General features: G+C 68.8%; 17 protein-coding genes. 6 read left to right on the plus strand and 11 right to left on the minus strand.

Going from position 1 to position 23,058, the window contains the following annotated elements; genetic code table 11:
* Positions 1-150: 150 nt before the first annotated feature.
* Complete coding sequence (locus tag WS51_RS25045) at positions 151-1,818, plus strand: Na+/H+ antiporter (RefSeq protein ID WP_059507849.1); 1,668 nt, start codon at positions 151-153, stop codon at positions 1,816-1,818.
* A 168-nt stretch (positions 1,819-1,986) separates the two neighbouring features.
* Here WS51_RS25045 and WS51_RS25050 read toward each other — a convergent pair whose 3' ends face one another.
* The 3 genes from WS51_RS25050 to WS51_RS25055 form a co-directional block, all read right to left on the minus strand.
* A complete protein-coding gene (locus tag WS51_RS25050) occupies positions 1,987-5,559 on the minus strand; it encodes an indolepyruvate ferredoxin oxidoreductase family protein (RefSeq protein ID WP_069229901.1) in 3,573 nt (1,190 codons plus the stop codon).
* A 1,885-nt stretch (positions 5,560-7,444) separates the two neighbouring features.
* Positions 7,445-7,720, minus strand: coding sequence for a hypothetical protein (locus WS51_RS32220; protein ID WP_155773613.1), 276 nt, complete (start codon positions 7,718-7,720; stop codon positions 7,445-7,447).
* A 63-nt stretch (positions 7,721-7,783) separates the two neighbouring features.
* Positions 7,784-8,341 (minus strand): sugar O-acetyltransferase, encoded by a 558-nt coding sequence (locus tag WS51_RS25055; RefSeq protein WP_059952273.1) that lies wholly within the window; start codon positions 8,339-8,341, stop codon positions 7,784-7,786.
* Between the two features lie 389 nt (positions 8,342-8,730).
* Between WS51_RS25055 and WS51_RS25060 the strand changes: the two genes are divergently transcribed.
* Complete coding sequence (locus tag WS51_RS25060) at positions 8,731-9,345, plus strand: glutathione S-transferase family protein (RefSeq protein WP_057928595.1); 615 nt, start codon at positions 8,731-8,733, stop codon at positions 9,343-9,345.
* Between the two features lie 74 nt (positions 9,346-9,419).
* Here WS51_RS25060 and WS51_RS25065 read toward each other — a convergent pair whose 3' ends face one another.
* Together WS51_RS25065 and WS51_RS25070 are read right to left on the minus strand one after the other, a co-directional pair.
* Positions 9,420-10,388, minus strand: a complete 969-nt coding sequence (locus tag WS51_RS25065; protein ID WP_059807834.1) for an ion channel — start codon at positions 10,386-10,388, stop codon at positions 9,420-9,422.
* Positions 10,389-10,569: 181 nt separating this feature from the next.
* Complete coding sequence (locus WS51_RS25070; protein ID WP_059768680.1) at positions 10,570-11,589, minus strand: sulfate ABC transporter substrate-binding protein; 1,020 nt, start codon at positions 11,587-11,589, stop codon at positions 10,570-10,572.
* Positions 11,590-12,041: 452 nt separating this feature from the next.
* Here WS51_RS25070 and dapA point away from each other — a divergent pair, with 452 nt between their 5' ends.
* Positions 12,042-12,935: a 4-hydroxy-tetrahydrodipicolinate synthase gene (gene dapA, locus WS51_RS25075; protein WP_069229902.1), complete on the plus strand. Its 894-nt coding sequence runs from the start codon at positions 12,042-12,044 to the stop codon at positions 12,933-12,935.
* A 20-nt stretch (positions 12,936-12,955) separates the two neighbouring features.
* Here the strand turns inward: dapA and WS51_RS25080 are convergent, their stop codons facing one another.
* The 3 genes from WS51_RS25080 to WS51_RS25090 all read right to left on the minus strand — a co-directional run bounded on the left by WS51_RS25080 (position 12,956) and on the right by WS51_RS25090 (position 14,690).
* The gene (locus WS51_RS25080; protein ID WP_059507854.1) at positions 12,956-13,336 is read right to left on the minus strand and encodes a type II toxin-antitoxin system VapC family toxin; all 381 of its coding nucleotides are present in this window, start codon (positions 13,334-13,336) and stop codon (positions 12,956-12,958) included.
* Positions 13,336-13,563 carry a type II toxin-antitoxin system Phd/YefM family antitoxin gene (locus tag WS51_RS25085; protein WP_059451619.1) on the minus strand — a complete coding sequence of 76 codons (228 nt, stop codon included), beginning with the start codon at positions 13,561-13,563 and terminating at the stop codon, positions 13,336-13,338. Before WS51_RS25085 ends, WS51_RS25080 begins: the two co-directional genes overlap by 1 nt.
* A 95-nt stretch (positions 13,564-13,658) precedes the next feature.
* Positions 13,659-14,690, minus strand: a complete 1,032-nt coding sequence (locus tag WS51_RS25090; RefSeq protein WP_059768678.1) for a LysR substrate-binding domain-containing protein — start codon at positions 14,688-14,690, stop codon at positions 13,659-13,661.
* Positions 14,691-14,797: 107 nt separating this feature from the next.
* On the opposite strand from WS51_RS25090, the gene WS51_RS25095 reads away from it, so the two are divergent.
* Positions 14,798-16,060: an MFS transporter gene (locus tag WS51_RS25095; RefSeq protein ID WP_069229903.1), complete on the plus strand. Its 1,263-nt coding sequence runs from the start codon at positions 14,798-14,800 to the stop codon at positions 16,058-16,060.
* Between the two features lie 7 nt (positions 16,061-16,067).
* Here WS51_RS25095 and WS51_RS25100 read toward each other — a convergent pair whose 3' ends face one another.
* The 3 genes from WS51_RS25100 to WS51_RS25110 are packed head-to-tail and all read right to left on the minus strand — an operon-like array spanning position 16,068 to position 20,055.
* The gene (locus tag WS51_RS25100; protein WP_069229904.1) at positions 16,068-18,293 is read right to left on the minus strand and encodes a xanthine dehydrogenase family protein molybdopterin-binding subunit; all 2,226 of its coding nucleotides are present in this window, start codon (positions 18,291-18,293) and stop codon (positions 16,068-16,070) included.
* Positions 18,290-19,291 carry an FAD binding domain-containing protein gene (locus WS51_RS25105; RefSeq protein WP_059952270.1) on the minus strand — a complete coding sequence of 334 codons (1,002 nt, stop codon included), beginning with the start codon at positions 19,289-19,291 and terminating at the stop codon, positions 18,290-18,292. Before WS51_RS25105 ends, WS51_RS25100 begins: the two co-directional genes overlap by 4 nt.
* Positions 19,292-19,302: 11 nt before the next feature.
* The gene (locus tag WS51_RS25110) at positions 19,303-20,055 is read right to left on the minus strand and encodes a (2Fe-2S)-binding protein (RefSeq protein ID WP_060273303.1); all 753 of its coding nucleotides are present in this window, start codon (positions 20,053-20,055) and stop codon (positions 19,303-19,305) included.
* 545 nt (positions 20,056-20,600) lie between these two features.
* On the opposite strand from WS51_RS25110, the gene WS51_RS25115 reads away from it, so the two are divergent.
* Together WS51_RS25115 and WS51_RS25120 are read left to right on the plus strand one after the other, a co-directional pair.
* Positions 20,601-20,879, plus strand: a complete 279-nt coding sequence (locus WS51_RS25115) for a hypothetical protein (protein WP_059507859.1) — start codon at positions 20,601-20,603, stop codon at positions 20,877-20,879.
* A 51-nt stretch (positions 20,880-20,930) separates the two neighbouring features.
* Positions 20,931-23,051 (plus strand): phosphocholine-specific phospholipase C, encoded by a 2,121-nt coding sequence (locus WS51_RS25120; RefSeq protein WP_069229905.1) that lies wholly within the window; start codon positions 20,931-20,933, stop codon positions 23,049-23,051.
* Positions 23,052-23,058 lie beyond the last annotated feature (7 nt).

Below are 23,058 nucleotides of genomic sequence, written 5' to 3' on the forward strand. Positions count from 1 at the left end.
CGCCACGCCTGCGTGCGGCGCCGCCGCACCAGCGTGGCGCAGGCCGGATGCACCGTTTGCGTGCACCCGCACCGGCCCACTCGAACGCACCCGTCACGGCGTCACGCTACACTCCGTACGGTCGTTTCATTCTGCTCAATTGCCGTATCGATGGAAATCGTCTTCACAGTCCTGATCCTGCTGCTGACCGTCGCGCTGTCGGGCGCGGTCACACGCATCCTGCCGTTGCGACTGCCGCTGCCGCTGATGCAGATCGCGTTCGGCGCGATGCTCGCGTGGCCGAAGCTGAACCTGCACGTCACGTTCGATCCCGAAATCTTCATGCTGCTGTTCATTCCGCCGCTGCTGTTCGCGGACGGCTGGCGGATCCCGAAACGCGAGCTGTACCTGCAGCGCCGCGCGATCCTGATGCTCGCGTTCGGGCTCGTGTTCATGACGGTACTCGCGGTCGGCTACTTCGCGCATTGGCTGATACCCGAGTTGCCGCTGCCGATCGCGTTCGCGCTCGCCGCGGTGCTGTCGCCCACCGATGCGGTCGCGCTGTCGGGCATCGCCGGCAAGGGCCGGATTCCGCCGCAACTGATGCACATCCTCGAAGGCGAGGCGCTGATGAACGATGCGTCGGGCCTGGTCGCGCTGAAGTTCGCGGTCGCGGCCGCGCTCACCGGCATGTTCTCGCTGCGCGCCGCGTCGATCACGTTCGTGATCGTCGCCGCCGGCGGGCTCGCGACGGGCGCGGCGGTCGCGTGGCTGTTCAGCGCGCTGTCCACGCGCTTCCTGAACGCCGAGCAGGAAGGCGATCCGGCCCCCGGCATCGTGATGACGCTGCTCGTGCCGTTCGCCGCCTATCTGTTCGCCGAGCATCTCGAGCTGTCGGGCGTGCTCGCGGCCGTATCGGCCGGGATGATGATGAACTACACGAGCTTCTCGCGCAAAAGCACGGTCGCCTCGCGCGTGCGGGCCGAAAGCACGTGGGCGATGATCGAGTTCGTATTCAACGGCATGGTGTTCATCATGCTCGGGCTGCAGCTGCCGCACATCATCGGCCGCGCGCTCGTCGACGCGCATCACACCAGCGACGCGCTCGTCGGCCGGATGATCTTCAACGTGTGCGCGATGATGCTCGCGCTGTACGCGATCCGCTTTCTGTGGGTCTGGCTGCTGCGCTGGATCGCAAGCCGCCGCGCCGCGCGCCACGGCCTCGCGGGCACGATGGCCGGCGTGCGCACGATCGCGGTGATGACGGTCGGCGGCGTGCGCGGCGCGGTCACGCTCGCGGGCGTGCTGTCGATCCCCGTTGCACTGGCCGACGGTACGCCGCTGCCCGGGCGCGACACCGCGATCTTCATCGCATCGGCGGTGATCCTCGGTTCGCTGATCGTCGCGGTAATCGGCCTGCCGTTGCTGCTGCGCGGCGTGCGCTCGACGCGCAACCCGCTCGCCGACGAGGAGCGCACCGCGCGCGCGGCCGCCGCGCAAGCCGCGATCCGCGCGATCGACTCGTCGCACGACGCGATCTCGGCCGATCTCGACGAATCGGGCGCCGCACGTTGCGCGGACATCTCCGCACGCGTGATGGACCAGTATCGCCGCCGCCTCGCCGCGCTCGCCGAAGACGGCCCGACGCCGCGCGCCGAAGCGCGGCAGGCCGAAACGATGGAACTGCAGATGCGTATCGCGGCCGTGCGCGCGGAACGTTCGGTGTTGTACCGGCTGCGCAGCGAAAGCAAGATTTCCGACGAGACGCTGACGAAGCTGATCCGCGAAATCGATCTGTCTGAAACGGCGCTGTCGACGCGCAAGAAAGGAATCGTCTAGCCCGATGGCGAAGTGCCCCTCGCTGCGCGGCCTGGCTCGACAAAGGGCGGCCGCGCCGGCTCCGGTCATGTCGGCGCGATGCCGGAGTTCGTTGCCGGCTGCTTGACGGCCCCAAACAAAAACGGCGACGCGTGAGCGTCGCCGTGTGCACATCCGCGCGCGTTCGCGTTACTTCGCGACCACGACCGGGATTCCCTTCAGCATCCCCGCGCCCTTCATTTCGTCGAGCGCGTGCTGCACGGCCGCGCTGGTCGCGGCGTCGATGCCGAGCTGCAGCGCGAGCTCGCGCTCCGCGCGCTTCACGCCCGCGAGGTTGCGCACCTTCACGTGACCGAAGCCGCGCACGCGCGCATGAAGTTCGGCCAGCTGCGCGACCTGCGCCGCATTGGCGGCGGTCGTCGCGGCGAGCGCGCGCGTGAGCGTCGTCTCGTAGTCGTGCGCGAGCGCGCGTTCCATCCGGCGCTCGACGGTGCGGCCGAACGGATCGAGCCACGTGCCGCGCAGGCCGCGCACGCGCGCGAGCGTGCCGAGCACCGGCCACATCCACTGGCCGAACACGCGCTTCTTCGGCACGCTGCCGTCGCGCCCGGCCTTCGCGACCGTCGGCGGCGCCAGGTTGAACTTCACGCGATAGTCTTGCCCCGGCACGCCTTCGAACTGCGCTTCGAGCGCCGAGCGGAACGCACCGTCCGCATACAGTCGCGCGACTTCGTATTCGTCCTTCACCGCGAGCAACCGGTAGAACGTCGTCGCGACGGCACGCGTCAGCGCATCGTCGCCCTTCGCGCGCGCCGCGCTCACCAGCGCGCGGTAGCGTTCGACGTAACGCGCGCCGCCGTATGCGTCGAGGCGCGCTTCGCGATCGGCGATCAGCGCGTCGAGCGTCTCCGGCGCCGCGTGGGCAGCCACCGCATGACGCGCGTTCCACAACGCGTCGAGGCCCGCCGCGTCGCCGGCCGCCATCCGGCCGATCGCGAACGCGAGCTTGTTCATCGGCACCGCGACGTTGTTCAGCTCGATCGCGCGCATCATCGCGGCGAGCGACACCGGCACGAGGCCGAGCTGCCATGCATAGCCGAGCATCAGGATGTTCGCGCCGATCGAATCGCCGAGGAATTTCGCGGCGAGCGCCTGCGCGTCGCAGCTCGACAGGCAGCCTTCACCGGCCGCATGGCGCATTTTCTCGAGCAGCGCATCCGCGTGCAGGTTCGCGTCCGGGTTCTGCACGAACGACTCGTTCGGAATCCGGTGCGTGTTGACGACGATCCGCGTGCGCTCGTGGCGCACCGTCTGCAGCGCCTCGGCGCTCGCGCCGACGACCATGTCGCACGCGAGCAGCACGTCGGCCTGCTGCGTGTCGATGCGCACCTGGTTCAGCCACCGGTCGCTCGACGCGATCCGCACGAACGACAGCACCGAGCCGCCCTTCTGCGCGAAGCCCATGAAGTCGAGCACCGACGCGCTCTTGCCCTCGAGGTGCGCGGCCATGCTGATCAGCGCGCCGACGGTCACGACGCCCGTGCCGCCCACGCCCGTGACGAGCATGTCGTAAGGCGCCGCATCGAGATGCGTCGCGGGCACCGGCAGCGCGTCGACGCGCACGGCGAGCGCCGCCTCGTCGAACGCCGCGCCGGCGGCCTTCTTCAGCGCCGCGCCTTCGACCGTCACGAAGCTCGGGCAAAAGCCGTTCACGCACGAGTAATCCTTGTTGCACGACGACTGGTCGATGCGGCGCTTGCGGCCGAGCGGCGTCTCGAGCGGCTCGACCGACAGGCAGTTCGACTGCACGCCGCAGTCGCCGCAGCCTTCGCACACCGCATCGTTGATGAACAGGCGCTTGTCCGGGTCGGGGAACTCGCCCTTCTTGCGGCGGCGGCGCTTCTCGGCCGCGCAGGTCTGGTCGTAGATCAGCACGGTGACGCCCTGCGTCTCGCGCAGCTCGCGCTGCACCGCGTCGAGTTCGCTGCGGTGATGGAACGTCGTGCCCTTCGGGAACAGGCCGTGATGACCGTCGTACTTCTGCGGTTCGTCGGACACCACGACGAAGCGCGACACGCCCTCCGCCTCCACCTGCCGTGCGATCTGCGGCACCGAGATGCTGCCGTCGACCGGCTGGCCGCCCGTCATCGCGACCGCATCGTTGTAGAGAATCTTGTACGTGATGTTCGCCTTCGCGGCGACCGCCTGGCGGATCGCGAGGATGCCCGAGTGGAAGTAGGTGCCGTCGCCGAGGTTCTGGAAAACGTGCTTCGTGTTGGTGAACATCGCGTGCGCGGCCCAGTCGACGCCCTCGCCGCCCATCTGGATCAGGCCCGTCGTGTCGCGCTCCATCCACGACGCCATGAAGTGGCAGCCGATGCCGGCCTGCGCGATCGAGCCCTCCGGCACCTTCGTCGACGTGTTGTGCGGGCAGCCCGAGCAGAAGTACGGCGTGCGCTTCACTGCGTCCGCTTCGTTCGACAGGATCTGCGGCGCGACGAGATCGACGACGCGCTCGCGGCGATCGAGCGCCGGCTTGTGCCGCGCGAGCCACGTGGCGAACACCGGCAGAATGCGCGACGGGCGCAGCTCGCCGAGCTCGGACAGCAGGCACGCGCCTTCGGCGTCGTGCTTGCCGAGCACGCGCGGGCGCGCACCGTCCGCGCGGTTGTACAGGTAGTCCTTGATCTGCTGCTCGATCACCGGGCCCTTTTCTTCGATGACGAGCACTTCCGACAGGCCGTCGACGAAGGTTTCGATCCGCGTCATCTCGAGCGGATACGACAGGCCGACCTTGTAGATCCGCACGCCGGCTGCTTCCAGGTCGGCGACGGTGAGATCGAGCCGGCGCAGCGCTTCCATCAGGTCGAGGTGCGCCTTGCCGCACGTGACGATGCCGACGTTCGCGTGCGCGCTCGGCGCGATCCACTTGTCGATGCTGTTGGTGCGCGCGAAATGGCGGACGGCGTCCAGCTTGGCCGCGAGGCGCGCCTCGATCGTGAGGCTCGGCAGGTCGGGCCAGCGGTTGTGCAGGCCGCCCGCGGGCGGCGTGAAGCCTGCCGGCGCCGGCCATTGCGTCTGCAGCGCGTCGAGATCGACGGTCGAGCCCGATTCGACGGTTTCCGAGATCGCCTTGAAGCCGACCCACGCCCCCGAGAAGCGCGACAGCGCCCAGCCATACAGGCCGAATTCGAGCATGTCCGCGATGTTCGACGGGTTCACGACCGGCATGTGCCACGCGATCATCGCGAAGTCGCTCTGGTGCGGCATCGACGACGACACGCAGCCATGGTCGTCGCCCGCCACCACCAGCACGCCGCCGTGCGGCGACGAGCCATATGCGTTGCCGTGCTTCAGCGCGTCGCCGGCACGGTCGACGCCCGGGCCCTTGCCGTACCACATCGCATACACGCCATCGACGGTGCGCTCCGGGTCGGCCTCGACGCGCTGCGTGCCGAGCACGGCCGTGCCGCCGAGTTCCTCGTTGATCGCGGGCAGGAAGCGCACGCCGCTGCCGTCGAGCAGTTTCTTCGCCTTCCACAACTGCTGGTCGACCATCCCGAGCGGCGAGCCGCGGTAGCCGCTGACGAAGCCGGCCGTGTTCAGCCCCTGCGCGATGTCGGACGCGCGCTGCATCAGCAGCAGGCGCACCAGCGCCTGCGTGCCGGTCAGGAAGATCCGGCCGCGCGTGGCGGTGAGGTTGTCGGTCAGGCGGTAGTCGGATAGAGCGGGCGTGCCGTCGACGGGCAGTCGGGCGGTCATGGGGATGTCTCCTGATTGTGCTGTTCTGTTCCGGGCCGCGCGGCGGGCGTCGGGCGACGCCCGGCCGACGGCGGCGGGATGGCTCTATTTTTTCGCGGGAAGGCGAGAAAGTTTTTTCTCATCTTGCTCGGGACGGCCCCGAGTGAGAAAAACCGCGCAGGTTTTGACCGTAAATTGAGAGAGTTTTCGCGCGGGGCGGCGGGCGGTGTCTGGATGCGTGTCGGACCGGGCGAGGCGGTTGCCTCGAACACGCGGGGATATGCGGGAAGCGTACCGGAGCGCGCAGTGGTCGGCGCTCGGGGGCCGCGCGGCAAGGGTTCGCGTGGCGAAGCGGGGGCGTCCTCACCCATCGAACGCACAGCGTTCGGATTGGTCGTGGAGGCGGGATGTCCACAATCCCGCGCTGCGGGCGAAACGGGCGGGCGCGCTCACCGGTCGATTGCACAGCGTTTCGAGTCGCGTCGGTGGGCGGATGTCCACACATCGATCATCGGTCCGCGGTTGAGCAGATGGCGACACTCACCATCGACATTCACAGCAAGCCGAGTCGATGTCGGTGGAAGATATCCACATCGCCGGACTCCCGTCCGTCCGCTGCGACGTTCGCTCTCACCTGTCGCATCCACAGACTTGCGAGTCGATTCCGCCGCGCGATATCCACACGGCTGTCCGCCGGTGCGTCGTTCCTGGGCAGCGGCCCGGTCGTCGCGGCAAGGCAGGCGTGCGTTCGGCGGGCGCGGTCCGGGTGCCAGCCTCGGCGCGGATTGGCGCCCGCAGCGCGAGCACTGGCGGGGCTTCGGCGCTCATCGGTACGCATCGTGGCGCTGCCGAACGACGTGCGGGAACGCGTGTGGATATCGCCGCCGGCACACACTCAAAAGACTGTGAATTTCGATGGTGAGCACCGTCGCGTGCGCGAACGAGGACACCGATTCTGGTGTGGCCAGTCCAATCCGCGACGACTCGGAACGCTGTGCAATCGAACGGTGAGCGGCAGCATCGCGATCGAATGGGAGCATCGATTTCGGTGTGAACAACCCGATTCGCGACGACTCGGAACGCTGTGAACTCTAACGGTGAGCAGCAGCATCGCGATCGAACGGGAGCGTCGATTCCGGCGTGAACAACCCGGATTCACGACGACTCGGAACGCTGTGAATTCCAACGGTGAGCACCGGCATCGCGATCGAACGAGACCGCCGATTCCGGTGTGAACAACCCGACTCGCGACAACTCGGAACGCTGTGAATTCTAACGGTGAGCGTCGGCGTCGCGATCGAACGAGACCGTCGATTCCGGTGCGAACAACCCGATTCACGGCGACTCGGAACGCTGTGAATTCGAGCGGTGAGCGTCGGCATCGCGATCGAACGAGACCGACGATTCCGGTGTGAACAACCCGACTCGCGACGACTCGGAACGCTGTGAATTTCCACGGTGAGTGTCGGCACGGCATCGCACGCAGTCGCCGATTCAGACGGCGCCCGCAACCCCGCCGAGGCCCGCCGATCCGGCCTCGCACCGACGCAGCCGCGCAGCACGCGCAGCCCCTCACCGTTGAAATACACAGCAAGTCGACTGGCTGGCGCGGCCGGATATCCACATCGCGGCGCACACTCGAATGAAGCGCACGATCGCGAGTGCGGTTAGAATGCGCGACCCTCGAAGCCGCGATCGACGTTACCGACCGGGCGAGCAAGCCAACGCTCACCGTTGAGATTCACAGCGCTTCGAGTCGATCCTGCGGCAGGATATCCACACCGCGATACGCGTGCGATCCCGTCGTCGTTCTGCACGTGCTGCGGGAATGCGTGGCGCTCCGAATTTCGCTCACCGCACGGAAGGCCGCATCAGGGAAGGCTCTCGCGCGATCGGTCAACGGCGCTCACTGTTCGGGAGCACAGCTTTTTTCCTCGTCGGGAGGCAGGTTGTCCACACCGCGCATCGCGCGTCGCTCGCACGAAGCCGCACTCACCGGTGAAATGCACAGTGTGCCGAGTGGTTCCGAGCGAGGAATATCCACAACCGGTCTGCCGCAAAAATTCATCGCCGCCACATCGACACTGTCGGCGCATTCCGCCGCCATCGATTCGCGTCGAATGCCGCAAAGCCCCGCCGATTCGGCCTGCGCAGGCACGCTCACCGTTCGAATCCACAGCATTTCGAGTGGCTGGTGCGGCCGGTTGTCCACATTCGCGGCGCAACAGGCGGCGCTTGCGAGCGCTCAGTCGGCAATCGAACGGATGATCCGCGCCGGGTTTCCGCCGACCAGCGTATTCGCCGGAACGTCGCGCGTCACGACGGAACCCGCGCCGACCACCGAGTTCTCGCCAACCGTCACGCCGCCGATGATCGTCGCGCCCGCGCCGATCCACACGTTGCGCCCGATCACGATCGGCCGGGCGACGACGGCGTCGCGTCGGCGGGACGGCTCGAGCGGATGGCCCGACGTGATGAGGCTCACGTTCGGGCCGATCATCACGTCGTCGCCGATATCGAGGCCGCCGAGGTCGTAGAACGTGCAGTTCTGGTTGACGAATACGTTGCGGCCGATGCGCATGTTAGCGCCGCCCGTCGCGTAGAACGGCGGGATCAGCAGGAAGCCGTCGTCCATCGGCTTGCCGATCAGTTCTCCGAACAACTGCCGGACTTCGTCCGCATCGTCGAACGTCAGACGATTGAGCCGCGTGGCGATCGCCATCGTCCGCTCGAGCTCCGCGCGCATCGCGGCCGATTCCGGCGTGCGTCGGGCAATGATCGTGGTGCGATCGTCGTTCGTCATTCGTTGCTGTTTCTCCGTGGTGTGTTCGAATCGGCTCGTTGTCCATCACGCAGCGCCCGACTCGGCGCATGCGCTTCGCCTGGCCTTGAATTGAATCGCTCGGTCGAGCCCCGCCGATGAACGTCGCGCGGATTCGCGCGACCAGCCGGCGACGCGGCGGCTGCAAAGCAGTCGCGCAAGTGTCGTCGCGGCCGGGGCCGGCGGGTATTCGTGCATCGATTCAAAAGATAGTTAGTCGATAACTAGTTATTTGATGAACTTCGGTAGCATGCGGCTTTGCGGGAAATTCGTTACCCGCGCGCTGCCCTGCGCCCCTGTCCGAACCGCGCCCGCTCGGGTACGCTTGAGCATCCACCGAACCGACACGCACACCGATACGCGGAGGCGCGATGAAGCTCTACTACTGGCCGAAGACCCGGGCATTCCGGGCGCTGTGGATGCTGGAGGAAATCGGCGCTGTCTACGAGCTCGTGCCGATCGACCTGCGTTCGCACGAACAGGGCAGCGACGCGTTCGTCCAGGTCAATCCGATGGCCAAGCTGCCCGCACTCGACGACGGCAGCGAACCGTTCGCCGAATCCGGCGCGGTGCTGCTCTATTTGGCCGATCGCTGCCCGGGCGCCAGGCTCGGCATCGCGCCGGACGATCCGCTGCGGGGCCGCTTCCTGCAATGGATGTTCTTTACGCCGACCTGCCTCGAACCCGCGATGGCCGAGAAATTCACCGGCGCGTCGGGCAATCCGGTCGCCTTCGGCTGGGGCAACATCACGCGCGTGCAGCGTGCGCTCGCGCAAACGCTCGCCCATAGCCGCTGGCTCGTCGGCGATCGCTTCACTGCGGCCGACCTGCTGCTCGCCAGCACGCTGAAGATCGCATTCGACGCGCATCTGCTGCCGCACGAAGGCGTGCTCGGCGACTATGTCGCACGGGCCGAGGATCGCGACGGCCATCGCCGCGCGGTCGCCGTCGAACAGCGGGAAGCGGCGCGTCTGCTGCATGCGTGACGCGTGACGGGCACGGCATTCGGGCGCGGCAACCGTGCCCGAATGCCAACGCGCGCTCGCGCCCGTCACCGACGTCATGCGGCCGGCCCGGGCGTCTGCGTTGCCGCGTCGGCCCCGACCACCACGCCCGGCGAGCCGCGCTCGTCCGTATCGGCGTCGACCGGCACGACGTCGTGAAAATGCGTGTAGTCGATATGCGTGATGCCGTCTTCGTCGTGCATCAGGTCGACATAGCGGTGACGCCAGCGGATCTCCGCATGCGCCCATGAGTAGCGCGCCTGCATGACCTGCGCGGTCGTCTCGTCCGAGCCTTCGATCGTGATCAGCAGCGACGCGTCGCGCGCGGCGAGCGACTCGGCGGTCTCGCCGAACAGCGGGCTCGTTTCGTCGATCACGTGCATCAGGTTCCAGCCGAGCAGGAAGATCGGATGCTCGCTGCGCACGAGCGGCAGGTCGTGAATCTTGCGCAGCGTATAACCCTCGTGCGTGCCTTCGACACGCATCAGCCGCAGCTTCGCCTGCGCTTCCGCGATCACGTTCTGGCGCGCATTCGCGGCACGCACCATCAGCGTCATCCTGCCGTTCAGCGGGCGCACGATCGCGTAACGCGCGAACAGGATCTTCGCCTGCGGCCGCGAGAAGCGCGCGAACACGAGACCGGTCGCCAGCGCGATGCCCGACATCCCGATGAAGATCTCGAACGTTGCGACGAGGTGCGCGTAGACGGTCTGCGGATGCATGTCGCCGTAGCCGACCGTCGCGAGCGTCTCGACGCTGAAGAAGAACGCGCCGAGGAACCCGGCCGGCGACTGGTTCGCGATCGACGCGTGGCCGAGCAGGTAAAGCACCGCGAAACCGCCGTTGAGCAGCAGGAACAGCACGGCGAGCGACAGGAAGAATACAGGCCAGCTCACCGTCAGCGCACGGTGATAGAGGTCGCGCCAGCCGGGCGGCGGCATCCCGTATGCAACCACGGGGCGGGTGCCCGACCAGAGCTTGCGGCCACGGCCGCGGGAAGCTGGGGAGGACGAATCGACGTTCATCGCGCGAGGCCTGAAGCAGGGAGGCGATGAGCGTAGCACGCGAAGGCCGCGCCTGGGAGTGCGCGGCGGGCTTTCCGCACGAGCGCGAAAATCCGGCCGCATGGGCGGCCGGTATTGCAGCCGGTTTCGCAGCCGCCGCGCCGGCACGCGCTCGGCGCTCGGCGCTCGCCGCGCGGCGTGCTTACTTGCGGTCGACGATCACGCGGTCGAACGTACCACCGTCGGCGAAGTGGGTCTTCTGCGCGTTCGCCCAGCTGCCGAAAACCTGCTCGACGCTGAACGTCTTCAGCGGCTTGAACTCGGCCGCATGCTTCTTCAGCACGTTCGCGTCGCGCGGGCGCAGATGGTGCCGCGCGATGATCTCCTGTGCCTGCGGTGTGTACAGGTAGTCGAGATACGCCTGCGCGACCTTGCGCGTGCCCTTCTTGTCGACGACCTTGTCGACGACCGCGACGGGCGGCTCCGCGAGAATGCTGGCCGACGGATACACGGCGTCGAATTCCGCCCCCGACGCGCCCGTGTCCATCAGCGCGACCTCGTTCTCGAACGTGACGAGCACGTCGCCGATGCCGCGCTGCGTGAAGGTCGTCGTCGCGCCGCGGCCGCCCGAGTCCAGCACGGGCACGTTGCGGAACACCGCCTTCTCGAAGTCGAGCGCCTGCTGATCGGTCGCGCCCTTCTGCTTCTGGTAGCCCCACGCGGCGAGGTACGCGTAGCGGCCGTTGCCGGACGTCTTCGGGTTCGCGATGATCACCTGGACGCCCGGCTTCGCGAGATCGCTCCAGTCCTTGATCGCCTTCGGATTGCCCTTGCGCACGAGGAACACCATCGTCGTCGAATACGGCGAGCTGCCGTCGGGAAAGCGCGCGCGCCAGTCCTTCGGCAGCAGCTGGCCGCGCTCGGCGAGCAGGTCGATGTCGTTCGGCTGGTTCATCGTCACGACGTCGGCCTGCAGCCCCTGCAGCACCGACAGCGCCTGCGCGCTCGACGCGCCGTGCGACTGCTTGATCGTCACGGTCTCGCCCGTCTGCTGCTTGTACGCGGCGGCGAAGCTCGCGTTGATGTCCTTGTACAGCTCGCGCGTCACGTCGTACGACACGTTCAGGATCGACGTGTCCGCGTGCGCGGCCGTTGCCGCCACGACCAGCGCTACCGCGGCGCCGGTGTGCAGCCAGCGGCCGATCCCGTTGATGCTTGCCATCGTGATATGCCCCGTTTCCATGAGTGGTGAATGTGCGTGACGGCACGCGTGCGTGCCGTCATCGAAACGTAAGCGGGCATTCTAGCGGCCGCGCGCTGCGCGCCTTCCAATCTGTCGTGCAAAGCAAATCTCGAATCCTGCTAAACGGCGCGCGCCGCTCGCGCCGGCGCCGGATCCGGTGTTAAGATCGCCGCTCAGCCCTTTTCACGGTTCATCCATGTCCGCTGCCCTGCGCTCGCCCTCGATCCTTGCCGCCATCGCGGCCGGTACGCGCGCGGCCGGGCTGAAACTGAAAAAACGACTCCTCGACTGACGGGGACGTCGCGTCCCGTCAGGCGAATGCCGGACGGGATGCACGCAGGTCGTTTCTTTCTCCTTGCTCGCACGCCTCGCTCCGGCTCACCGCCGGCGGAACGGTTCCTTCCCACTCCGTTTCCACCATGAGGCTTTTCATGCACACACGTTTCGAAGGTATCTGGCTGCCGCTCGTCACGCCGTTCCACGACGGCGAGGTCGACCATCGCGCGCTCGCGCGGCTCGCGCGCCACTTTGCGGCGGCGGGCATCGCGGGTTTCGTCGCGGGCGCGACGACCGGTGAAGGCGTGCTGCTCGACGCGCGCGAACAGGAGGCGGTATTCGCGACGCTGCGCGATGCGGTGCCCGGCCTGCCGATCGTCGTCGGGCTCACCGCGAGCGCGACGCACTTCGCGGCCGCCCGCGCACGCGAACTCGCCGCGCTGCGGCCGGACGGCCTGCTCGTCACGCCGCCCGTCTACGTGAGGCCGACGCAGGACGGCATCCGCCGCCACATCGAAGCGATCGTCGCGGCGGCCGACCTGCCGGTCCTCGTCTACAACATCCCGTACCGCACCGGCGTGAACGTCGAGCTGGAAACGCTGCAGGCGCTCGCGCGCGATCCGCGCGTCGCGGGCATCAAGGAGTGCGGCGGGACGCTCGAGCGGATGAGCCGGCTCGTGCACGACACGCCGCTCGCGATCCTCTCCGGCGACGACAACCAGAACTTCGCCGCGCTGTGCGCCGGCGCGCACGGCGCGATCGCGAGCAGCGCGCACGTGCTGCCCGAATGGCACGTGCGCATTCATGCGCTGCTGCGCGACGGGCGCCTTGCCGATGCGCGACGATTGTCGGTGGCACTCCAGCCGCTCGTCGCGGGGCTGTTCGCGGAGCCGAATCCGGCGCCGGTGAAGGCGGTGCTGGCCGCGCAGGGGTGGTGCGAGGACGGGTTGAGGTTGCCGTTCGTGCCGGCGAGCGAGGGATTGCGGGAAAGGCTCGGCAAGCTGTGCGCGGCACTGGAGGCATCAGCGCCGCTTATCGCGGCAGCGTAGGATTTCACTCCGAAACTGTTTCAGACCGTCAACACTCTCGACGAGCCATACTGCGAAAGACGGCTGTCAGCCGTTATGAGCAGCATCGGTTCGGACGAAGCCTGCGCCACCAGCAAACGGTCGAACGGGTCGCGATGGTAATGGGGCAGATAGCGCACGGCTGCGCCGTGCGCGGCCCGAACTGGCAACTCCCGATACCGGCTCATCGCAATTGCCTCGACCATCCGATCAACATCCACGTCCAGCTTCCCGGTTCCGGCCTTGATCGCGACTTCCCAGATGCTGGCGCTGCTGATGAATACTTCGTCGGCTTCGGCGATCAGATTGCGCGCGCGAGCGCTCAGTTTCGGATCGTTGGCCCATATCCAGAGAAAGATGTGCGTATCGAATAGCAACCGCATCACTTTCCTTCGAACGCATCCAGCAAGTCATCGGGAAGCGGTGCGTCAAAGTCGTCAGCGATCCGTATCTGTCCCTCGAGAAGCCCGTAATGATGAATCGGCTTGAGCGGCACGAGCCGGACCGACTGTTTGCCGTCCTGCATGATCACGACGCGCTCGCCGGCGATCGCGGCATCGACAAGCCGCTGAAGGTCGAGCGTGGCTTCGGGGACAGTGGCAATGGGCATGATGGCCTCCGTGAAGTGATCCGCCATTGTTACGACATTCGCCCGTCCCTCCAATAGGCCGAATGTCCAGCCGACCGCATGCACGTTCACCGACGTCACGCCGCCAGCACCGCCCGCTCCCCCGCCGTCGCTTCCCGCACCGCCTGCGTGACGATCCGCGCGAGCCGCTCCACGGTAGGCGTCGCCGACGACGTACGCCGCAGCAACATCAGCGGCAGGCTCGGCAGCGCCGGCAGCCCGGACGACGGCGCATCGAGCACGCGCACCGACGCGGGCAGCCCGTAGTGCGAGCGCACCGTCAGCCCGAGGCCGGCCGCCGCCGCGGCCCACAACCCGGCCAGGCTCGGCGTCGTGAACGCGACGCGCCACGGCACGCCCGCGCGATCGAGCGCATCGGTCGCCGCGCCGAAGAAGCGGCACGGCCGGTCGAACACGACGAGCGGCAGCGGCTCGCCCGCCGCGCGCATCGCACGAAGACGCGCGCCGCCGTCGTCGGCCGCCTCGGCCGGTCCGTCGCCGTCCGGCATCCCGAGGCCGCTCGCGCCGACGGCCGCGATCCACTGCATCGGCACCTGCGCGATCGCGTCGCTGTCGATGCCCGCGCGCGACACCAGCGTCGCCGACGCCGGGTCGCCCCACACGAGCGCGAGATCGAGCTGGTTCGCGTCGAGCCGCTCGAGCAGTTCGGCATTGCGCGCGACACGCGCCTCGATCCTCACCTTCGGATGCGCACGCGCGAAGCGCCCGAGCACGTCGGGCAGGATCGCTTCGCCGAAATCCTCCTGCAGGCCGACCCGCACCCAGCCGTCGAGATTCACGCCGCGCACGGCGGCGGCCGCTTCGTCGTTCAGCTCGATCATCCGCCGCGCATAGCGCAGCATCGCGTCGCCGGCATCGGTCAGCGCGAGCCCGCGCCCGGCCTTCACGAACAACGGCGTGCCGGCCTGTTCCTCGAGCTTGCGGATCTGCGCGCTCACCGCCGACGACGAACGCGCGACACGATCGGCGGCCTTCGCGAAGCTGCCGAGATCCACGCCCGCCACCAGGCTGCGCAACGCCGCGACGTCGAAGTTCGGGCGGGCCAGCGTGGCGTCGGGCGCCGCGTGGGCATTGTCTTGTCCGGACATCTCAATCATCCCGTTTTATCGAACGATTCATCAAAAACTTTCCGATTTTCAGGATGAATGTAGGTCGTCACACTGGCGCTGTCAATTTCCACACGGATTCCGTCGCCATGGATACCTCCTGCCTCGCTTCTCCGTCCTCGCCCGCGCACGCCGTGCGCGGCCCGGCCCATCGCTGGCGCGTCCTCGCGGCCGGCGTCGCCGCGAACATGAGCTTTTCCGCCGCCGCGGCCGGCATTCCGACCACCGCCGTGTGGATGCGCTCGGCCTACCACCTCGACAATGGCGCGCTCGGCCTCGTGCTCGGCGCGCTCGGCTTCGGCGTCGCGCTGTCCGAGCTGCCATGGGGGATCGCCGCCGACCGTTTCGGCGATCGTCGCGTGCTGCTCACCGGCCTCGTCGCGACGGCCGCGATGCTCGCGCTGATGGTGGCCACGATCGTGCCGAACGCGCATGCGGTGCCGCCGCTCATGCGCGTCGTCGCGGCGATGTGCTGCGTCGGCCTGCTCGGCGGCAGCGTGAACGGGTCGAGCGGCCGCGCGGTGATGCGCTGGTTCGGCGAACGCGAACGCGGGCTCGCGATGAGCATCCGCCAGACGGCCGTGCCGCTCGGCGGCGGCGTCGGCGCGGCATTGCTGCCGTCGCTCGCGTCGCATGCGGGCTTCGCCGCGGTGTACGGCGCGTTGATGCTGCTGTGCGCCGGATCGGCCGCGCTCACGTGGCGCTGGCTGCACGAACCGCCCGACGCACCGGCCGGCGCGCACCGCCCCGCCGTGCAGCAGCAACACCAGTCGGCCGCGCCCGCGCGCAGTCCGCTGGCGAGCGGGCGCGTATGGCGCATCGTGCTCGGCATCGGCGCGCTGTGCGCGCCGCAGTTCGCGGTGCTCACGTTCGCGACCGTGTTCCTGCACGATTTCGGCCGGCTCGGCCTCGCGGGCATCAGCGCGGCGATGGTCGCGTTGCAACTCGGCGCGATGGTGATGCGCGTGTGGAGCGGCCGCCATACCGACCGGCACGGCAACCGGCGTGCGTACCTGCGCGGGTCGGTCTGCGTCGCGGCCGGTTCGTTCGCGCTGCTCGCGGCCGCGACCGCCGGCAGCCCGCACGTGCCGCTCGCCGCGATCGTCGCGATCCTCGTGTTCGCCGGCATCTGCGTGTCGGCGTGGCACGGCGTCGCGTACACCGAACTCGCGACGCTCGCGGGCGCGAACCACGCGGGCACCGCGCTCGGGATGGCGAACACGATCGTCTATCTGGGGCTGTTCGCAACGCCGCTCGCGATTCCGCCGCTGCTCGCCGTCAGCTCGTGGAGCGTGGTCTGGCTCGCGGCCGCGCTGGTCGCGGCTGCCACCTGGCCGCTGTTCGCGCGGTAGCGAGCGATCAACCCCGCATCGGCATCGCGACCTTGTCGAGCGTGATCGGCAGGTCGCGCACGCGCACACCCGTCGCATGATAGACAGCGTTCGCAATCGCGGCCGGCACGCCGGTGATCCCGATTTCGCCGATTCCGCGAATGCCGAGCGGATTGAAATGCGTGTCGTGCTCGTCGACGAAGGTGACGTCGAGCGTCTCGATATCCGCGTTCACCGGTACGTGATATTCGGCGAGATTCGCGTTCGTGAAGCGGCCGTGCCGCACGTCGAGATGCGAGCCTTCCTCGAGCGCCGTGCCGAGCCCCCACACCATCCCGCCGATCAGCTGGCTGCGCGCGGTCTTCGCATTGAGCAGGCTGCCGACGCTGTAGACGCCGACGATGCGCGCCACGCGGATCGTGCCGAGTTCCGCATCGACGTGCACTTCGGCGAACACCGCGCCGAACGAATGACTCGCGTAGCGCGACTTCTCGTCGCCCGGCTTCGTCGTCGCGAGCGCGTCGATCGGCCGGCCGCCCGCACGCGCGATCACCGCGGCGGCCGGATCGCGCCGCGACGGGTCGCCGCGATGCACGACCCAGCCGTTGTCGACCGTGACGTCGTCGGCCGCGACACCATGCAGCGGCGACCCGGCATCGGCGATCGCCAGCGCGATCAGCTTCGCACGCGCCTGCAACGCGGCCTCGCGCACGGCCGGCGCGACGCTCGCCGCGGATTGCGAGCCGCCCGACACGGGCGCGCGCGGCAGGCTCGAATCGCCGAGCGCGAAGCGCACGTTCTGCAGCGCGAAGCCGAGCGCATCGGCGGCGACCTGCGTCATCACCGTGTAGGTGCCCGTGCCGATGTCCTGCGTGCCCGACGCCACTTCGGCCGTGCCGTCCGGGAGAATGCGCGCACGCGCCGTGGCCTCGCTGCGGTTCGCGGGATACGTCGCGGCCGCCATCCCGAGGCCGATCAGCGTGTCGCCGTCGCGCATCGTGCGCGGCGCGCCGGTGCGGCGAGACCAGCCGAAACGCTGCGCGCCGACGCGGTAGCACTCGCGCAGCGCGTTGCTCGACCATGGCTTGCCGTCCTGCGGATCGACCTGCGCGTAATTCGCGAGCCGCAGCGCGACCGGGTCCATCCCCAGCCGCCACGCGAGTTCGTCCATCGCCGATTCCAGCGCGAACGAGCCGGACGCCTCGCCCGGCGCGCGCATGAAGGTCGGCGTGCCGACGTTCAGCGACACGATCCGGTGCGTGGTCGCCTGGTTCGGCACCGCATACATGATGCGCGACGGCATCCCGCACATCTCGGTCCAGTCCTCGAAGGTCGACGTGGTGACGACCGAGTCGTGCCGCATCGCCGTCAGCGTGCCGTCGCGGCGGGCAGCCAGCACGACGCGCTGTTCGGTGAACGGCCGCCCGCCGACCGGCCCGAACATCTGCGGGCGCGTGAGCACCAGCCGGACCGGGCGGCCGACCTGCTTCGCCGCCATCGCGCACAGCGACACGTGCGACCACGACGAGCCCTTGCAACCGAAGCCGCCGCCGAGGAACGGCGAAATCACGCGCACGTGCTCCGGCGCGATGCCGAAGACGGCGGCCACGGCCGCGCTCGCGCCCGACACGCCTTGCGTCGCGTCGTGCAGCGTGAGCGTCGGGCCGTCCCAGTGCGCCATCGTCGCGTGCGGCTCGATCGGGTTGTGATGCTGCATCGGCGTCGTGTAGGTCGCGTCGACGCGCACCGCGCCTTCGCGCAGGCCGGCGTCCACGTCGCCGCGTTGCGTGTCCATCGGGCGGCCCTGCTGCGTGGGCGGCACGCGCGCGCCACCCTTCGCATGCGCGAAATCCAGCGCGGCTTCGCTCGCGCGGTAGCGCACCTGCACGGCATTCGCGGCGTCGGTCGCATGCTCGAGCGTGTCGGCGACGACCACCGCGACGGGCTCGTTGCTGTAGCGCACCGTGTCGTCCTGCAGCAACGTGAGCCGGCGCCCGGCGGGCGGCGACAGTGGCGGGCGGCCGCCATTGGGCAGGCGCATCGCGTTCTCGTGCGTCATCACGAGCAGCACGCCCGGCATCGCGCGTGCGCGCGCCGTGTCGATCGACTCGATGCGGCCGGCGGCGATCGTGCTGGTCACGAGCACCGCGTGCGCCAACCGCGCATCGGTGAATTCGGCCGCGTAATGCGCGCCGCCCGTCACCTTCAGTACGCCGTCGACGCGATCGAGCGGTTGTCCGGTCAGCGTGTTCATGCGGCACCTCCCGTCGCCGACGCGGCGATTTTCACTGCGCGGACGATCGCGCGCTGAGCGAGCGCGACCTTGAACGCATTGCCGTCGAGCGGATGCGCATCGCGCAGCGCAAGCGCGGCCGCCTCGTGCAGCACGGCGTCGGTCGGCGCGCGCCCCGCCAGATGCCGCTCGGCGTCCGCGGCACGCAACGGTTTGTGCGCGACGCCGCCGAGCGCGATCCGCGCATCGGCGATGCGCGGGCCGTCCATGCGCAGCGCGGCGGCCACCGACACCAGCGCAAATGCATAGCTCGCGCGGTCGCGCACCTTCAGGTAGTGCGCATGCTCCGCGAAATGCGGCGGCGGAAGGTCCACGGCGGTGATCAGTTCGCCCGCGTCGAGCGTCGTGTCGAGATCGGGCCGATCGCCGGGCAAGCGGTGAAACGTGGCGAACGGAATCTGCCGCGCACCGTTCGGCCCGCTCACCTGCACGACGGCGTCGAGCGCCGCGAGCGCGACGCTCATGTCCGACGGGTTCACCGCGACGCATTGCGGGCTGGCGCCGAGAATCGCGTGCATCCGGTTGTGGCCGCCGATCGCCGCGCAGCCGCTGCCCGGCTCGCGCTTGTTGCATTGCGCGAAGGCGGGATCGTAGAAATACGGGCAGCGCGTGCGCTGCATCAGGTTGCCGCCGACGGTCGCCATGTTGCGCAGTTGCGCGGATGCGCCGGCCAGCAGCGCCTGCGACAGCAACGGATAGTCGGCGCGGATGCGCGAATGATCGGCCGCGTCGCTGTTGCGCACGAGCGCACCGATGCGCAATCCGCCGCCGGGCAGCGCATCGACCGTGTCGAGACCTTCGATGCGCGTGATGTCGATGAGCGTGACCGGCCGCGCGACGCCGCCCTTCATCAGGTCCAGCAGGTTCGTGCCGCCGCCGATGAACGCCGTGCCCGGCCGCTGCGCCGCCCGCACCGCACCGGCGACATCCGTCGCACGTTCGTATGTGATCGCTTCCATTGCGCTGGCCCCTAGGTGGCGGCCGCGTGCGCGGCGCGCACGGCGGCGACGATGTTCGGGTACGCGCCGCAGCGGCACAGATTGCCGCTCATGCGCTCGCGAATCTCGTCGTCCGACAGCTGCGCGGGGCGCTGCCGCACGTCGCCGGTGGCGGCGCTCGCGGCACCCGCCGCGAATTCGTCGAGCAGCGCGGTCGCGGAGCAGAGCTGGCCGGACGTGCAATAGCCGCACTGGAATGCATCGTGTTCGATGAATGCGTGCTGCACCGGGCTCAACACGCCGCCGCGCGCGAGCCCTTCGACGGTCGTGATCCGCTCGCCTTCGTGCATCACCGCGAGCGTCAGGCACGCATTGATGCGCCTTCCGTCGACGAGCACCGTGCATGCGCCGCACTGCCCGCGATCGCAGCCCTTCTTCGTGCCCGTGAGCCCGGCGTATTCGCGCAGCGCGTCGAGCAGCGTGACGCGCGGCTCGAGCTGCAGCGCGTATTCGCGTCCGTTGATGTCGAGACGAACGGGCTGCGCGGGTACCGCGTCGCGGTGCGTGACCGCGGATGGCGGCGCCGCGTACGGCGGCTGCGCATGGACGGGCGACGCGGCGCTGACCGTCGCCGCCGCCGCGGATTGCAGAAAGCGCCGCCGCGCGGCACTCGGCGGCGTATCGTGCGCCAACGGCGGCGCCGCAGACCGGCCGGCTCCCAGCGGCGACGGGGCAACATCGCGCGCGGGTTCGGCCGGTGGAAAATCGGATGGATCGCTGGACATGGCTGCTGCTCGCTCCATGGTTGATGGACGCGCAGATGCCCCCGGGCCCGGATGGCCGCGCGGGACGACACGCGCATCGGCGCAGAGAGCAATTCCGGTGCCGCGAACGGGCCGTGGGCGACATCGAAGGGGGCTGGCGCACGGCGCACCGTGCCGGTTTGCCGCCGATGGCGCCTGCATGGCGCCACGCTGGCGCGCAACTGGCTGCCTGCTGGCGAGACGGCAAGAAATGCCCGCTTTGCGGCGCAAGCGGCGATGCATCGAGCGCCGATCGCCACAGATTTACCGGCCGTCTCGCCGATGCCGTGCACGCGCACGCATCGCGCGTGTGCGGTCGTCGCACCGCACGCGCATGCAAATGCGTGCAGCTTCTGCATCCGCTGGAAAATTCCGCCATGCATGGATGCGCCTTTCCGCGAAAGCGAGCGGTCAGGTTGGCGAAAGCATTTCGCGATCATGCTCCGGTCGCAAACGATTCACCGAATCGTCGCATCGCACCGGCATACTCGGAAACGTTTCCCGATCCGCCTGCCAGGAGAGAAGTCATGCGTCGCGTCGCCCTCGTCGTCCTATGTGCCGCCACCCTCGTCGCCGCCTGCAGCGACGACGCGCCGCACGACGCGCACGCGGCCGACGACGCCTCCCGGCAAGCCGGCGCATCGACCGGCTCCGCGAGTGCGTTCAACAGCGGCCCGAGCGCCGCCGCGTCCGATGCCGCACCGCTCGCGCCGCCCGTCGTTCACTACCCGCCCGACGATGACGACGACACGAAGTCCGCGACGAACGCGGGCGCGTCCGGCGTCGCCGCATCGCCGGCACATTGATCCCGCCGTTGCTGTCCCTGCCCCCCGATCGCAGAACCGAGGTGAAATAACATGACGTCATCCAGCCGCCGCCGTTTCCTGCATACCGTCGCCCAATCCGCGGGCGCGGCCGTCGCGCTCAACGCGTTCCCCGAATCGATCCGCCGCGCGCTCGCGATTCCGGCCGCGCGCGGCACCGGCACGATCCGCGATGTCGAGCACATCGTCGTGTTCATGCAGGAGAACCGCTCGTTCGACCATTACTTCGGACACCTGCGCGGTGTGCGCGGCTACAACGACCGCTTCCCGATCCCGCTGCCGAACGGCAAGCCGGTGTGGTACCAGCCGTCGAAGGAAGACCCGGCGAAGCCCGTGCTGCCGTTCCGGCTCGACACGAAGACGACCAGCGCGCAATGCCTCGGCGCGCTCGACCACTCGTGGGCGAAGACCCACGCGGCGATCGACGGCGGCCGCTACGACCAGTGGCCCGCGAACAAGTCCGACATGACGATGGGCTATCACGTGCGCGAGGACATCCCGTTCCACTACGCGCTCGCCGATGCGTTCACCGTGTGCGACCACTACTTCTGCTCGCTGCCGGGGCCGACGCACCCGAACCGCTCGTATCTGATGACGGGCACGATCGACCCGACCGGCAAGTTCGGCGGCCCGCTGCTCGACAACGCCGACTACGTCGACGGCGACCTGCCGCCCGCGTACCAGCTGCTGTCGTGGACGACCTTCCCCGAGCGGCTCGAGGCGCGCGGCGTGTCGTGGCAGATCTACCAGCAGGGGCTGACGTGGGCCGATCCGTACAACGGCAACTACGGCACGAACATCCTGCAGAACTTCACGAACTTCATCAACGCGAAGCCGGGCTCGTCGCTGTACCAGCGCGCGCAGACGGTGCGCACGCTCGACAACCTGAAGGACGACGTGATCAACGACCGCCTGCCGCAGGTGTCGTGGCTGCTGCCGCCCGCCGTCTTCTCCGAGCACCCGAAATACACGCCCGCGTACGGCGCGAACTACACGTCGCAGATTCTCGACGCGCTCACGGCGAATCCGGACGTATGGGCGAAGACCGTGCTGTTCATCATGTACGACGAGAACGACGGCTTCTTCGATCACATCGTGCCGCCGCAGCCGCCGACGTCGGCCGCGCAGGGCGCATCGACCGTGACCACCGACGGCGAGCTGCACACGGTCGTGAATCCCGGCCGCGGCGGCAGCTACACGGCCGACGGCCTGCCTTACGGCCTCGGGCCGCGCGTGCCGATGACGGTCGTGTCGCCGTGGTCGAAAGGCGGCTTCGTGTGCTCGCAGGTGTTCGACCACACGTCGGTGATCCGCTTCATCGGCGAGCGCTTCGGCGTCGACGAACCGAACATCACGCCGTGGCGCCGGACCGTCTGCGGCGACCTCACCGCCGCGTTCGACTTCCGCTCGTCCGACGCGACGTTCCCGACGCTGCCCGACACGAGCCAGTACCGCACGATCGCCGACCAGCAATGCACGTCGCAACCCGCGCCTACCGTGCCCGCGACCCCGTCGCCGATCGATCCGCAGGAGCCCGGCGTGCGCCCCGCGCGTGCGCTGCCGTACGAGCTGCACGTGAACGCGAGCATCTACGGCGGCAACACGCTGCGCATCGAATTCGCGAACCGCGGCAACCAGGGTGCGCACTTCCAGGTGTACGCGACGAACCGCACCGACGGCCCGTGGCGCTACACGGTCGGCGCGCGCCGCGTGCTGCACGCGGACTTCGACCTGACGGAGACGAACGGCGCGTATTCGTTCTCGGTGTATGGGCCGAACGGCTTCGTGCGGATGTTCGCGGGCAACGTGTCGGCCGCGACGGCGCGCCGCCGCAATCATGCGCAGCCGGAAGTGAAGGCCGGCTACGACATCGCGAACGGCAACCTGTACCTGAAGTTGCGCAACCACGGCACCGGGCACGTGACGCTGACGCTCGCCGACAACGCCTATGGCACGCCCGCGCGCCAGGTGACGCTGCACGGCGGCGACGAACACGTCGAGCAATGGGCGCTCGCGTCGAGCCACCACTGGTATGACGTGACGGTAAGCGACGGCGCGAACGGCACGTTCTCGCGCCGCTTCGCGGGGCACGTCGAGAACGGCCGGCCGAGCTACTCCGATCCGGCCGCCGTGCGCCCCGTCTCCGCGTCGTAAGCGCCGG

Origin of the sequence: Burkholderia territorii (genome assembly GCF_001718335.1) — a bacterium.
In the GTDB taxonomy this organism is placed as follows: Bacteria; Pseudomonadota; Gammaproteobacteria; order Burkholderiales; family Burkholderiaceae; genus Burkholderia; species Burkholderia territorii.